The organism is Shewanella sp. NKUCC05_KAH (assembly GCF_019345585.1).
GTDB lineage: Bacteria > Pseudomonadota > Gammaproteobacteria > Enterobacterales > Shewanellaceae > Shewanella > Shewanella oncorhynchi.
This window is the reverse complement of record NZ_JAHKQZ010000016.1, coordinates 67580-80508: the sequence shown is the minus strand read 5'-3', so window position 1 is coordinate 80508 and position 12929 is coordinate 67580. Positions and strand designations below refer to the sequence as shown.

The window sequence follows — 12929 nt, the reverse complement described above, 5'->3', positions numbered from 1 at the left end:
ATTAATATACGGGCTAAATATTTAATGGATTGACTCAACGAGCCATGCCGCTTAAGCGTATGTCGATAACGCCAGTTTCTGTCGTGGCGGGCAACTGCACAGAGAAATCTCCTGCAGCTAAATCGATATTTTGTCGTACAAGATCGCGACCACCGTGTTCACGCACCACTTCAATAAATACAGTGTAAGTGGCAGGTTCAAGCACTTTTCCCGCCTCATCTTTTAAATCCCAATCGATTTTGTAATGACCCGCGGGACGTGTCGCAGATGCTATTCCGTCAACAAAGCTCATATCTTCGCGTCCGGCTTTACGCCACCAACGACGGATATCTTTCAACCATTTATGGCCTTCATCCCATACCCAAAGGCTTAAGGTTTTAACCGTTTGCCCCTTGGCATCCTCAACCCATACGGCCACATAAGGTCTGTGATATTGCCCTTCGGTAATTTCAGGCAAGGTTAAATCGACTGTCATTTTAGGCGTCGCAAACGCCACAGAACTGACAAACAAAGCACTCACCGCAATGGTGCGAATAAGATGACGCATACTCGGCCTACACTCCTTATGGAACAAAATAAACATACACAAGCCCGCAACTACTGCTGACGAGTACCATGTATAACAATGACTTTTTGAGGCGCTTGGTTTGAGGCAGCAATAAATAAGCCCCAGTGAGCGAAAATAAAATGATAAGCACAGCGCTGAGATCGAGTATCCAAGCCCAAGCTGTGCCTGTGTTACGGCCCTTATGCAAATCATTCACAACGGCAACGACACCGTAATCTAAGGTTTCGACATAGGCTTGCCCGTCGAGTAAGTCCAACGTCAGACTCCGATAAGTACCAGGTCCTTTGCTGACTAAACTAATTTCATCTTCATCGATATCGGCGCTCGCCATATCCATAGCCCATTCACTTTTCAACCAATGACCCGCAGCCAGACGCCATTGTGAGTCTTGGGCATTAACGGGTAACAAATAGGCCGGGATTGGCACTTGTTCCCGCTTAGGTTCCTGATCAGCTTGAGAAAACCAATTAGGATGATTTAACGTTATACCTGTCACCGCAAAAAACAGCATCAGCAACAATAAAGCCATAGACACATAAACATGAATAATGCGGGCAAAGGACAAAGACGACTTACTGACTCTTAATTTCAATGATGCACTCTCAAAAACAAACCGAAGATAAATACCTCCATAGTCTGCTTTCCCTATGCAGCTAAAGAGGGAAATAAGCTGCATTAAACTAATTTAATGCGCCGAGATTAAATGAGATCGATTATCAAACAGAACAAAGTTTACAAACTTTACATATTCAATACTGAAAAAGAAGTTAAAAAGTAAGAAGAAAAATAAGTGCTAAAAATAAAGCACTTAGAGGTAAATCTGTTTTTAGCACTCAAAAACCATTACCTTCGATTAAATTAGCAGCAAATGATTTATTGTATCGCCTGTAAATACCTTTCAAATTCAGGAGGATAAAATCCAACATTTGGGCTAATTTTTTTGCTTAAAATTTACTTTGCCACCCTCTCGTTTACCTTATGCCAATCAGCTACAATCCGCCGCCGGCGACTTGCTGGTACTTCCAAGGAAATATCATCTTGAGTACATCTCTGCTCAAAAAAATGCGCTGCCTGCATATTGTGTGGCTCGCATTAATGCTCAACGCCTGTGTTGCACCACTATTATTAATGTCACCCCAAGGCCAGCTCATGTGGGCCCTGCTTAAACCCCTTGTCGGTTTAGATCCGAACGATGTCGGATTATTCGAACAACCGCTCATCAAAAACCGTATGCAGGAATTGCTGGGTAAAAATTACGATACCACCCTGTCCCTGCTCAAAACGGCCGACAAGATCCAACAGGAAGGTCCACTCATCTACTTAGTGTCGACTTACACCCCTGTCCCCGAAATGGCCGAAAAAGCGGGTCTAGTTTGGAACTCAGACACCAACCAAATGGCAGTCATGCTAATGAAAGGCGGCGCGCCCTCAGTGTTCTCTGAGCAATTCAGTAATCAGGCAGAAAAACGGGTCCCTAGTTGGCCGAAGGAATTAGCCGACTATACCGATCCACAGAAGTTACAACAAAAAGCCTTAGAAGCGGGGGCAAATCAAGTACAGCAACAGTTAGCAATACCTGATGCAGTCAAAGCCGTTGCAACAGGTGATGTTAAAGCGGCCCAAGGTGCCGTTATTGATAGTGCGGTCACAGAGAATGCCGTCATTAAGAATGCTGCAATGCCAATCACTATCACTGAAGCAGCTGCAAAAGTCGCCGTTCCAGTGGTTCCAGCGGCTCCAGCAGCTCCAGCAGCTCCAGCAGCTCCAGCAGCTCCAGCAGCTCCAGCAGCTCCAGCAGAAATAAAATCGCCACCCGTTGCTCCTGAAGTCAAAAAGCAATAAAACGGATCACCACAGTGCCAGCTCAAATGGCACTGTGGATTAACTTTGAAAATAGCTGAATTGCCACAACCAACGGGAATTATAGAGACAAGGGAAAGGCTGGACGGGCTAATTGAAGGGAAGCTGAAAGCAAAATAACGCTAAGCTGAAAATAGTTAAAATTTAAAAAGCAAAAAGCCTGTCCGAAGACAGGCTTTTTAACTTTTTGGCTGGGGTACAAGGATTCGAACCTTGGGATGCCGAGATCAAAACCCGGTGCCTTACCACTTGGCGATACCCCAATAAACTGTGTTTAATCTTCTATCGAAGATTGCATTTTGATGGTACGGGAAGAGAGACTTGAACTCTCACACCTCGCGGCACCAGAACCTAAATCTGGCGTGTCTACCAATTTCACCATTCCCGCATCAAAATGTACCAAAATTGTCTATTCAACATTTTTGGATTTTTCTCTGATAAATCACTTTAACAGAGTTAAATATGGTAGCAATGGCGGGACTTGAACCTGCGACCCCAGCATTATGAGTGCTGTGCTCTAACCAGCTGAGCTACATTGCCAATGGCTGGGGTACAAGGATTCGAACCTTGGAATGCCGAGATCAAAACCCGGTGCCTTACCACTTGGCGATACCCCAATCAACTTGGAAACTGAGAAAAAATGGCTGGGGTACAAGGATTCGAACCTTGGAATGCCGAGATCAAAACCCGGTGCCTTACCACTTGGCGATACCCCAACTAACTCTGTTTCAAACATCCGCTATCGCCGATGTTTCTAAATTCATATATCTAAAAAATGGTACGGGAAGAGAGACTTGAACTCTCACACCTTGCGGCACCAGAACCTAAATCTGGCGTGTCTACCAATTTCACCATTCCCGCACAGTTTCATGTTTACATCGTGAAGAGATGCTAGCAATCAATGCTAGAGTAAAATCGTGATTCATTTTATATAAGAAATTTATCTTAAATAAAATGGTAGCAATGGCGGGACTTGAACCTGCGACCCCAGCATTATGAGTGCTGTGCTCTAACCAGCTGAGCTACATTGCCACATCGATATTACGCGCCCCTCTCAGCGAGGAACGGGGCGTATTATGCTTATTCGAGGTATCTAGGTCAACAGCTTTTTTTCGCTATTTCCCTTAGGTTAAGCTGTTCGGCTATTACTTCACCAAACTGAGCAACAGATGTGCTAAATAACACCTTGTTGCTCATACTTAGCTTAATTTATCGAGACTTACAGCGTGAATAAGCTTTGTTATACGTTAAACAGGAAATGCATCACATCGCCATCTTTAACGATATAGGTTTTACCTTCCACGCGTAACTTACCGGCTTCTTTCGCGCCAGCTTCACCTTTGTGGGCAATAAAGTCGTCAAATGCCATCACTTGGGCACGGATAAAACCGCGTTCAAAATCGGTATGGATAACGCCCGCCGCTTGCGGAGCGCTCGCCCCCACTGGCACAGTCCAAGCACGCACTTCTTTCACGCCTGCGGTGAAATAGGTTTGCAGATTCAGTAATTCATAACCTGCGCGGATCACACGATCTAAACCTGGTTCTTCGATACCCAGATCCGCCATAAACTCATCGCGCTCCTCGATTTCCATCTCGGCCAGTTCAGATTCAATCGCCGCACATACGGCAACAACGATAGCGTTTTCTGTCGCAGCAATGGCGCGAACGGCATCTAAGTGCGGGTTATTTTCAAAACCATCTTCCGCAACGTTAGCAATATACATGGTCGGTTTTAAGGTTAAGAAGTTCAGGTAAGCCACCGCTTCCAGCTCTTCTTTCGATAAATCCATAGAACGCAACATTTTAGCTTCGTCTAAAATGGGGCGCATTTTTTCTAATACTTCCACTTCAAACTTAGCGTCTTTATCGCCACCTTTAGCACGTTTCTGCTGACGCTGAACCGCACGCTCTAAACTGTCTAAGTCAGCTAAGGCTAATTCAGTGTTGATGACTTCGATATCGCCAGCAGGGTCAACCTTGTTAGCAACGTGAACAATGTTGTCATCATCAAAACAACGTACTACATGACCAATAGCATCGGTTTCACGGATGTTAGCGAGGAACTTGTTACCTAAGCCTTCGCCTTTAGATGCGCCAGCCACAAGACCCGCAATATCCACGAATTCCATGGTGGTAGGTAACACACGTTGTGGATTCACAATCGCAGCTAACGCATCCAGACGTGGATCCGGCACAGGTACAACACCAGTGTTAGGTTCAATGGTACAAAACGGGAAGTTAGCCGCTTCGATGCCAGCCTTAGTTAACGCATTAAAAAGCGTTGATTTACCTACGTTAGGAAGACCAACAATGCCGCATTTAAAACCCATATGCTTACCTTTCTCTCGATTATTGGCTGACAAGTCACACTCATCAGCGAGGTTTAGTCGTCCTGCCCTATGGCAGCACATTACTGAATAATTAAATCACTTGAATCACTTAACACTTAAGTCTCGCCAAAGGCAAAACCTACTCCGCTTTAAAGGAGTGTAATCTGTTCATGGCTTTCACCATGTCTTGTTTAAACAAAATTTCGGTAGAACGCACGGCTTCATCTATCGCCGCCTCGATAAGCTCTTGCTCTTTAGCTGGTGCTTTTCCCAGTACGTAACCACTCACTTGATTTTTATCACCGGGATGACCGATACCTAAGCGTAAACGGTAGAAGTTTTTATCGTTAGCCAGTTTAGCAATAATATCTTTCAGACCATTGTGGCCGCCATGACCGCCACCGAGCTTAAACTTAGCCACACCGGGCGGCAGATCGAGTTCATCGTGAGCGACCAGAATCTCTTCCGGCGTGATACGAAAAAAATTCGCCAAAGCGCCAACCGCTTTACCGCTTAAATTCATATAAGTCGTTGGGATCAATAAGCGGACATCTTTACCGTGCAATACGGCTCTGGCGGTCAAACCAAAATACTTACTGTCGGCCACTAAAGTCACGCCGCAAATTCTCGCTAACTCAAGTACGTACCAAGCCCCCGCATTATGGCGAGTGTGTGCATATTCAGCACCTGGATTAGCCAGACCAACTATTAATTTTATTTCGCTCATGACACTCAATATCGTTATTTCGTCGATGACAGCCGCGCAAAGTGCCGACTGAACTGACCATACCAGCTAAAAACGCGGCATTTTAGCACTCAAACCCCAAGTCAACAAATGCCACGTCATCGCACAGGAGCAGAACACAAGGTCAGAACACAGAACAACAAAGCGTTAATTAAGCCCCATAGCATATTTAAGGACAGTCTTTTTGAGCGGGGAATTAATGTTTGCCAACTTTAACGCGCCATTACGCAGCAGCTTTAGCGGCAGAATATCGTTGCTAAAACCGGCGTAAAACAAATCCATCGCCGTCATCATCAATTGATTATCGCGATAACGTTTGCGCTGATATTGGGCAAGCACTTCATTCGACCACCAGATATTATCTTGGGCTAATGCATCCTTGATAACCGCTAAAAACGCTTCGACATCCTTAAACCCAAGATTCACCCCTTGGCCTGCGAGGGGATTAATGGTGTGAGCGGCATCACCTAAAATCACCACATTATGACTATAGTAGCGCTGGGCATGGCGACGAGTGAGGCCAAAACTGCCTTTATTCTCAACGGTAAAATCAGCGTCCAAACGCGCTGGAAAATGCACTCTTATCTGATCTGCAAGCTGTTTATTATTAAGCTGCATTAACTGCTTAATTCGATTGGCATCGTCGTACCACACCAGCGAAGCGTTATTGCCTGGTAAAGGTAATAATGAACGCGGTCCTTTGGGCGTAAACTGCTGCCAAGTCACATCCTGTTGCCCCTGTGCGGTGTTGATATTAATCAACATGGCCGATTGAGCGTAATCCCAACCCGAAATGCCAATTCCCGCCCATTGGCGTACCTGCGAGTGAGCACCATCGGCGCCAACCAACAACTTAGCGGTCAGTTTACTATTTGACTGTAAGTGCACGCTCACACCGTCGCTATCGCGGGCAAATGCCACCACTTTATCGGGACAATATAAGGTGATGCCAGCCAATTGTGTCATCTGTTGCCACAGGGCAAGTTGGATTAAACGGTTTTCGACTATATGACCTAAATGGCTGGCACCAATTTGCGAACTGTGGAATTGGGTGATGCAGCCATCGAGCTCCCAAGTTTCTAAGCCCAAATAAGGCACATTACGCATCTTGAGCAATGAGTCCAAGGCGCCAAGACGTTCAAGCAGCGCTTCAGAAGCCACACTGATGGCCGAGACTCGCACATCTAATGGCTGTTCGGCTTGATAAGCCTCTGGCGCAAAAGATTCAATCACCGCCACTTGCAAACCCTGTTGGGCTAATCCAATTGCCGTCGCCGCACCAACCATGCCGCCGCCGACAAGAATGACATCGAACTCAGTGCCTTCAGCATGAGTAACGTCAGCATGAGTCACGTTAGAATCTGTGGTGTCGGATATCATCTGTGCATGTGTATCTTCAATCTGGCTCATCCTACTTACCACCTTAGTTACGACCTTAGTTAGCACCTTTAAGCCCTTCTGTATTTCTGCTCAAGCGACTTTTCACAAACCCGCTCGATTATGCCTTATATCAAGATACCACGGAAATGTTGAGCGCATTTCGATTCGAAATCCGTGAAGACATAAGCATTCAAGCCCGAATAGTTTGCTGGAAATAACGAAAGCTCAACCTGTTAACAATATTAATCTTGCCCAAATGCAGCCGAACAATAAAAACTTACCATTTGTGAGGGTATCGTACTTGGCAAAAGCCAACAGCTAAAAGTGTGGACAAAGCTGGTCAGCAGCCGTAACAGCAGGTAAAATGTCGCGCTATTTTTATTGGTCATCTTAGGGCGACACAACTGATGAGTAAGAAACTCCATATCAAGACTTGGGGCTGTCAAATGAATGAGTATGACTCATCCAAGATGGCTGATCTGTTAGGCGAATACCAAGGTTATACCTTGACTGAAGAAGCGTCTGAGGCAGACATTCTCCTGCTCAACACTTGTTCTATCCGCGAAAAAGCGCAAGAAAAAGTGTTCCATCAGCTAGGACGCTGGAAGACGCTTAAAGATAAAAATCCCAATTTGATTATTGGCGTGGGCGGCTGCGTTGCCTCACAAGAAGGCAAAGCCATTAAAGACAGAGCCCAATGTGTCGACATTATTTTCGGACCACAAACATTGCACCGTCTGCCCGAGATGATCGAGCAAGTGCGCCGTGGCGACAAAGCGGTTATCGATATCAGCTTCCCTGAAATCGAAAAATTCGACCGTCTGCCAGAGCCACGCGCCGAAGGCCCAACCGCGTTTGTGTCTATCATGGAAGGTTGCAGCAAATACTGCTCGTTCTGTGTTGTACCTTATACTCGCGGCGAAGAAGTCAGCCGTCCATCGGACGATATTATCCTTGAAATCGCCCAATTGGCGGAGCAAGGTGTGCGCGAAGTAAACTTGCTCGGCCAAAACGTGAATGCCTATCGCGGCGCAACTCACGATGGCGCAATTTGTACTTTTGCGGAATTACTGCGCTTCGTGGCAGCCATCGACGGTATCGACCGTATCCGCTTCACGACCAGTCATCCGATTGAATTTACACAAGATATCATCGACGTTTACGAAGATACCCCTGAGCTTGTAAGCTTCTTGCACTTGCCAGTGCAATCGGGTTCTGACCGTATTCTCACGGCGATGAAACGCGGCCATATGGCGATTGAATATAAGTCAATCATCCGCCGCCTGCGTAAAGCCCGTGAAGGGATTCAAATCAGCTCGGACTTTATCATTGGCTTCCCTGGCGAAACCAAAGAAGACTTTGCCGATACCATGAAGTTGATTGAAGACATAGGTTTCGACCACAGCTTCAGCTTTATCTATAGCGCACGTCCGGGCACGCCAGCGGCAGATTTACCCGATAACGTCGATATGGAAGAGAAAAAACAACGTCTGGCGATTCTGCAAGATCGCATCACCCAGCAAGCCATGCGCTACAGCCGCCACATGATGGGCACAGTGCAACGTATTCTGGTTGAAGGGCCATCGGTGAAAAATCCTATGGAACTGCGCGGCCGTACTGAGAACAACCGAGTGGTGAACTTCGAAGGTCAACCAAAACACATTGGTACTTTCGTGGATGTAGAAATTGTCGACGTTTACACTAACTCACTGCGCGGTGTCTTTATCCGCGGCGAAGATGAAATGGATCTACGTCGTAGCCTGCGTCCGGCAGAAATTCTGGCCAAGCGCAAGCAAGATGATGAACTGGGTGTGACTCAATTTAAGCCATAAGCGTTAAATCGGCTTAAACAGTACCGATATCAGTACCTATATAAAGAAGGGCGACTTAGTCGCCCTTTTGCTTTCACGCACTTTTATTTAAGTCTACCGAGGCAATTGCTATTTTCCGTTAGCAATTATCGGCTATGGCTCGTAAACTAAAATTATCTTGCGATGGTTAACCAACCTCGTACCTTGCTTTCTTATTCGCTATTGGGAGTGCTATTTGTCCAGTAAATTAACTACCATGAATCTGTATCTCGAACCCGCAGAAACACGCCGTTTGGCTTCACTGTGCGGTCCATTCGATGACAATATCAAGCAGATAGAACGTCGCGTTGGCGTTGAAATCGTCCGTAAGAACAATCATTTCCAGATCACCGGACTGCCACGCAATTGTTTAAGCGCCAACAACTTACTAAAAGAACTCTACATCGAGACCCAAACGGTTAAAGGCAGCACGCCCGATCTTGAGCCTGAGCAAGTCCATATCGCTATTCAAGCAGCCATTGCCCTAGAGCAAGCAGACGCTAACGACGACAGCAGTATTAATATCAAAACCCGCCGCGGTGTCATTAAGCCACGCAATCCGAATCAAAGCTTGTATGTGGCCAATATTACGCGTCACGATATTACCTTCGGTATTGGTCCAGCTGGAACGGGCAAAACCTACCTTGCCGTAGCAGCGGCAGTAGATGCGTTAGAACGCCAAGAAGTGCGCCGCATTCTGCTGACTCGCCCTGCGGTGGAAGCGGGTGAAAAACTCGGTTTCTTACCTGGCGATCTCAGCCAAAAGGTCGACCCCTATTTGCGTCCGCTCTACGATGCGTTGTTCGAAATGCTTGGCTTTGAAAAAGTGGAACGCCTAATCGAGAAAAACGTGATTGAAGTGGCACCGCTTGCCTATATGCGCGGTCGTACCTTGAACGATGCCTTTATTATTCTCGATGAAAGCCAAAACACCACAATCGAGCAGATGAAGATGTTCCTTACCCGTATCGGTTTCAATTCCCGTGCGGTGATCACCGGCGACATCACTCAAACCGACTTACCTAAACATCAAAAGTCAGGGCTACGTCACGCGATTGAAGTGTTAAGTCAAGTCGAAGAAATCAGCTTTAACTTTTTTGTCTCCCAAGATGTAGTGCGCCATCCTGTGGTTGCCCGTATCGTTGAAGCCTATGAAGCCTTCGAGTTAAAAGAGCAAACCTTAAAAGCCAAAAAAGAAAGCCAGTACCAAAAGCAACAGCAGGAAGCCGCAACACATGAGTCTTGAGTTAGCCTTAGATATTCAACATGCCAGCACCAGTGAGTGGCTACCAACGGACGAACAATTCGCCCTTTGGGTCACTACCGCAATTGGTAATAGCATGGATGAAGCTGAATTAACCATACGTATCGTCGATAGCCGCGAGAGCCAAATGCTCAACAATACCTATCGCGGTAAAGACAAACCGACCAATGTACTGTCATTTCCCTTTGAAGCACCACCAGAAATTGAACTTCCTTTACTCGGAGATCTTGTCATTTGCGCGGCAGTCGTTGAAAATGAAGCACGTGAACAACAAAAACCACTAGAAGCGCACTGGGCACACATGGTTGTACATGGTTGCTTGCATCTGCTAGGGTATGATCACATCGATGATGAAGAAGCCGAAGAGATGGAGTCATTAGAGACTCAACTCATTGAAAGCTTAGGTTTTACTGACCCATATAAGGAACAATAATTAGCTAAGATAATCCCTATCAAAAGCTAATGAGAAAACTATGAGTGACGATATCCCCCCTAGTACGAACGCCCACAAGAAAGGTTGGTTTGATAGAGTAAGTCAGCTATTTCAGGGCGAACCTCAAAATCGCGAAGATCTAGTCGATGTGATTGATGGTGCCGAGCAGCGCGATTTGATCACCCAAGATACCCGCGAGATGATAAAAGGTGTATTAGACGTTTCTGATATGCGTGTTCGGGATATCATGATCCCAAGAGCTCAAATTGTCGCCCTCCAGATAGACAATTCGGTCGAAGAGTTACTTGCGACTGTGATTGGTTCAGGTCACTCGCGCTTCCCCGTCGTTAACGAAGATAAAGACCATATCGAAGGCATATTGCTTGCCAAAGATTTGATCCCTTACGGTTTCTCCAACAGTGATGAGCCCTTCTCACTGGATCGCGTGATCCGTCCCGCCGTGGTTGTGCCCGAAAGCAAACGCGTCGATGTTCTGCTAAAAGAATTCCGCTCTCAACGCTACCATATGGCGATTGTGGTTGACGAGTACGGCGGCGTATCGGGTCTTGTGACTATCGAAGATATTCTTGAAGAAATTGTCGGCGAAATTGAAGACGAATTCGACCACGATAGCACTGAAGAAACCGAGATCCGCAAAGTTGGTAACACGGTTTATATGGTTAAAGCTTTGACGCCAATCGAAGATTTCAACGAAGAATTCAACACTGAATTCAGCGATGAAGAGTTTGATACCGTCGGTGGCTTAGTCTCACACGCCTTTGGCCATCTGCCAGAACGTAACGAGAGCATCATCATTGAAGGCATAGAATTTAAAGTCATCAATGCTGACACTAGGCGTTTAATCCAACTCAGAGTTAAACTCCCCGATCCTAATACTGGCGAAGACGTAGAATAATCACTCGTGCTAAAAAAAATCAGGGCTTTTGCCCAACAACAGTCCCAACCTAGTGCTTTGAGACTCGTACTGGCATTTGCCCTTGGCGCCAGTACGGCGCTTTCATTTGCGCCCTATTCCATTTGGATAATCTATCCGTTTGCCATGGCTATTGCCCTCTGGCACAGCCGAACGCTGAGCGCTAAGGCAAGCTTTTACTATTGGTTAAGCTTTGGATTTGGCTGTTTTGCCGTAGGGATCAGCTGGGTTCACGTGAGCATGGATACCTTTGGTGGTATGCCGCTCATTGCCTCCGTTGGGTTAATGGCCTTGTTAGCCTTGTATTTAGCCTTGTATCCAGCGCTAACTGGTTTAGCGCTGGTTTGGTTAACTAAAACGCTGAGCCATGATGGTGAAACTCGATTTGGTCTTTGGCGTAATCTCGCCCTATTCCCCGCGTTATGGACCTTGACCGAATGGGCTCGTGGCTGGGTAATGACAGGCTTCCCTTGGTTATGGGCGGGTTACTCGCAAACTCAAGGGCCGCTAAAACCCCTTGCCAGCATCATAGGCACACTGGGAATAAGTTTTGTATTGGCCATGCTCGCTGGTGCATTAGCACTTTGTTTTACTAAGCGTTATAAGAGTTTACTGCTTTTACTGCCGCTCAGTATTCTGGCCGTGTGGGCTGCGCCTAAACTTTGGGAGATTCATCCTACGGGTGAAAATGTTAAAGTGGCACTGGTACAAGGCAATATTCCCCAAAGCATGAAGTGGGAACCCGATGCCCTGTGGCCGACGCTGTTAAAATACATGGATTTATCCCGTGAACATCTGGATGCCGATATCATTATTTGGCCAGAAGCGGCAATTCCAGCGCCAGAATCTATGGTGCAGGACTTCTTAGATAACGCCAATAAAGTCGCCAACCTAAACCATACCTCAATTATCACTGGCATTATTAGCCATCAAAACAATGAGTTCTATAATTCATTGATTGTGCTTGGTAATCATAATCAGAAACAACAAGCAGGCCCTGACTATGAGGGCGATGGTAGTAATCAATTTAAGAAACACCATCTGTTGCCAATTGGCGAGTTTGTCCCCTTTGAAGCGCTGCTGCGCCCGATAGCACCTTTCTTTAATTTGCCCATGTCGTCCTTTACACGAGGCGAATATCAACAGCCTAACCTCAGCGCCCTAGGCCATAAAATCGCGCCAGCAATTTGTTATGAAATTGCCTTTCCGGAACAGTTGCGCGACAACGTTAATCAAGGGACAGATATACTATTAACTGTCTCTAACGATGCATGGTTTGGTAGCTCAAATGGGCCATTACAGCATATGGAAATCGCTCAAATGCGCGCGGTTGAATTGGGTCGGCCTCTATTACGCTCAACCAACAATGGCGTGACAGCCATAGTCGATGAGCATGGCAATATCACAGCGTCATTACCACAGTTTGAAATAGGCGTGCTAAGTGCAACTATTCCATTAGTCACAGGACAAACTTGGTTTGCAAAATTAGGCCAAATGCCCCTACTGATACTCTGTGGTTTAATCGTTCTACTAGGTCTTGCCCGACGTTTTAAAGCGCAATAG

11 protein-coding genes and 7 tRNA genes are annotated in these 12929 nt (G+C 46.3%); 6 read left to right on the top strand and 12 right to left on the bottom strand.

What is annotated here, in order from left to right; translation table 11 throughout:
* Positions 1-34 precede the first annotated feature (34 nt).
* Entirely contained in the window at positions 35-547 is a 513-nt protein-coding gene (locus KO533_RS15035) for a DUF2271 domain-containing protein (RefSeq protein ID WP_105251693.1), read from the bottom strand.
* 16 nt (positions 548-563) lie between these two features.
* Complete coding sequence (locus tag KO533_RS15030; RefSeq protein WP_219254918.1) at positions 564-1244, bottom strand: PepSY-associated TM helix domain-containing protein; 681 nt, start codon at positions 1242-1244, stop codon at positions 564-566.
* A 362-nt stretch (positions 1245-1606) separates the two neighbouring features.
* Between KO533_RS15030 and KO533_RS15025 the strand changes: the two genes are divergently transcribed.
* Positions 1607-2410: a hypothetical protein gene (locus KO533_RS15025; protein ID WP_251073454.1), complete on the top strand. Its 804-nt coding sequence runs from the start codon at positions 1607-1609 to the stop codon at positions 2408-2410.
* A gap of 206 nt (positions 2411-2616) precedes the next feature.
* Here the strand turns inward: KO533_RS15025 and KO533_RS15020 are convergent.
* From KO533_RS15020 to KO533_RS14975, 10 genes are all read right to left on the bottom strand, one after another.
* Positions 2617-2691 (bottom strand) — tRNA-Gln (locus KO533_RS15020).
* A 40-nt stretch (positions 2692-2731) separates the two neighbouring features.
* Positions 2732-2816: transfer RNA gene (locus KO533_RS15015), tRNA-Leu, on the bottom strand.
* A 75-nt stretch (positions 2817-2891) separates the two neighbouring features.
* Positions 2892-2968: transfer RNA gene (locus KO533_RS15010), tRNA-Met, on the bottom strand.
* 2 nt (positions 2969-2970) lie between these two features.
* Positions 2971-3045 (bottom strand) — tRNA-Gln (locus KO533_RS15005).
* A 24-nt stretch (positions 3046-3069) separates the two neighbouring features.
* Positions 3070-3144, bottom strand: a tRNA-Gln gene (locus tag KO533_RS15000).
* A 60-nt stretch (positions 3145-3204) separates the two neighbouring features.
* Positions 3205-3289: transfer RNA gene (locus tag KO533_RS14995), tRNA-Leu, on the bottom strand.
* Between the two features lie 94 nt (positions 3290-3383).
* A tRNA-Met gene (locus KO533_RS14990) sits at positions 3384-3460 on the bottom strand.
* A gap of 208 nt (positions 3461-3668) precedes the next feature.
* The gene (ychF, locus tag KO533_RS14985) at positions 3669-4760 is read right to left on the bottom strand and encodes a redox-regulated ATPase YchF (RefSeq protein WP_028761466.1); all 1092 of its coding nucleotides are present in this window, start codon (positions 4758-4760) and stop codon (positions 3669-3671) included.
* A gap of 139 nt (positions 4761-4899) precedes the next feature.
* The gene (pth, locus tag KO533_RS14980; protein WP_028761467.1) at positions 4900-5487 is read right to left on the bottom strand and encodes an aminoacyl-tRNA hydrolase; all 588 of its coding nucleotides are present in this window, start codon (positions 5485-5487) and stop codon (positions 4900-4902) included.
* A gap of 165 nt (positions 5488-5652) precedes the next feature.
* Positions 5653-6915, bottom strand: coding sequence for an FAD-dependent monooxygenase (locus tag KO533_RS14975; protein WP_219254916.1), 1263 nt, complete (start codon positions 6913-6915; stop codon positions 5653-5655).
* Positions 6916-7292: 377 nt separating this feature from the next.
* Here KO533_RS14975 and miaB point away from each other — a divergent pair, with 377 nt between their 5' ends.
* The 5 genes from miaB (at position 7293) to lnt (ending at position 12929) form a co-directional block, all read left to right on the top strand.
* Positions 7293-8717, top strand: a complete 1425-nt coding sequence (gene miaB / locus KO533_RS14970) for a tRNA (N6-isopentenyl adenosine(37)-C2)-methylthiotransferase MiaB (protein ID WP_006082739.1) — start codon at positions 7293-7295, stop codon at positions 8715-8717.
* Positions 8718-8931: 214 nt separating this feature from the next.
* Complete coding sequence (locus KO533_RS14965) at positions 8932-9981, top strand: PhoH family protein (protein ID WP_219254914.1); 1050 nt, start codon at positions 8932-8934, stop codon at positions 9979-9981.
* Complete coding sequence (gene ybeY / locus KO533_RS14960) at positions 9971-10432, top strand: rRNA maturation RNase YbeY (protein ID WP_105251690.1); 462 nt, start codon at positions 9971-9973, stop codon at positions 10430-10432. Before KO533_RS14965 ends, ybeY begins: the two co-directional genes overlap by 11 nt.
* A gap of 40 nt (positions 10433-10472) precedes the next feature.
* Positions 10473-11348 carry a CNNM family magnesium/cobalt transport protein CorC gene (gene corC, locus KO533_RS14955; protein ID WP_006082742.1) on the top strand — a complete coding sequence of 292 codons (876 nt, stop codon included), beginning with the start codon at positions 10473-10475 and terminating at the stop codon, positions 11346-11348.
* 6 nt (positions 11349-11354) lie between these two features.
* Entirely contained in the window at positions 11355-12929 is a 1575-nt protein-coding gene (lnt, locus tag KO533_RS14950; RefSeq protein ID WP_219254912.1) for an apolipoprotein N-acyltransferase, read from the top strand.

Bases quoted from the DNA above. Each gene is read 5' to 3' on its own strand.
- ybeY (WP_105251690.1), top strand. From the start codon at position 9,971: ATGAGTCTTGAGTTAGCCTTAGATATTCAACATGCCAGCACCAGTGAG.
- KO533_RS14975 (WP_219254916.1), bottom strand. From the start codon at position 6,915: ATGAGCCAGATTGAAGATACACATGCACAGATGATATCCGACACCACA.
- ychF (WP_028761466.1), bottom strand. From the start codon at position 4,760: ATGGGTTTTAAATGCGGCATTGTTGGTCTTCCTAACGTAGGTAAATCA.
- pth (WP_028761467.1), bottom strand. From the start codon at position 5,487: ATGAGCGAAATAAAATTAATAGTTGGTCTGGCTAATCCAGGTGCTGAA.
- miaB (WP_006082739.1), top strand. From the start codon at position 7,293: ATGAGTAAGAAACTCCATATCAAGACTTGGGGCTGTCAAATGAATGAG.
- KO533_RS15035 (WP_105251693.1), bottom strand. From the start codon at position 547: ATGCGTCATCTTATTCGCACCATTGCGGTGAGTGCTTTGTTTGTCAGT.
- KO533_RS15030 (WP_219254918.1), bottom strand. From the start codon at position 1,244: ATGCAGCTTATTTCCCTCTTTAGCTGCATAGGGAAAGCAGACTATGGA.
- corC (WP_006082742.1), top strand. From the start codon at position 10,473: ATGAGTGACGATATCCCCCCTAGTACGAACGCCCACAAGAAAGGTTGG.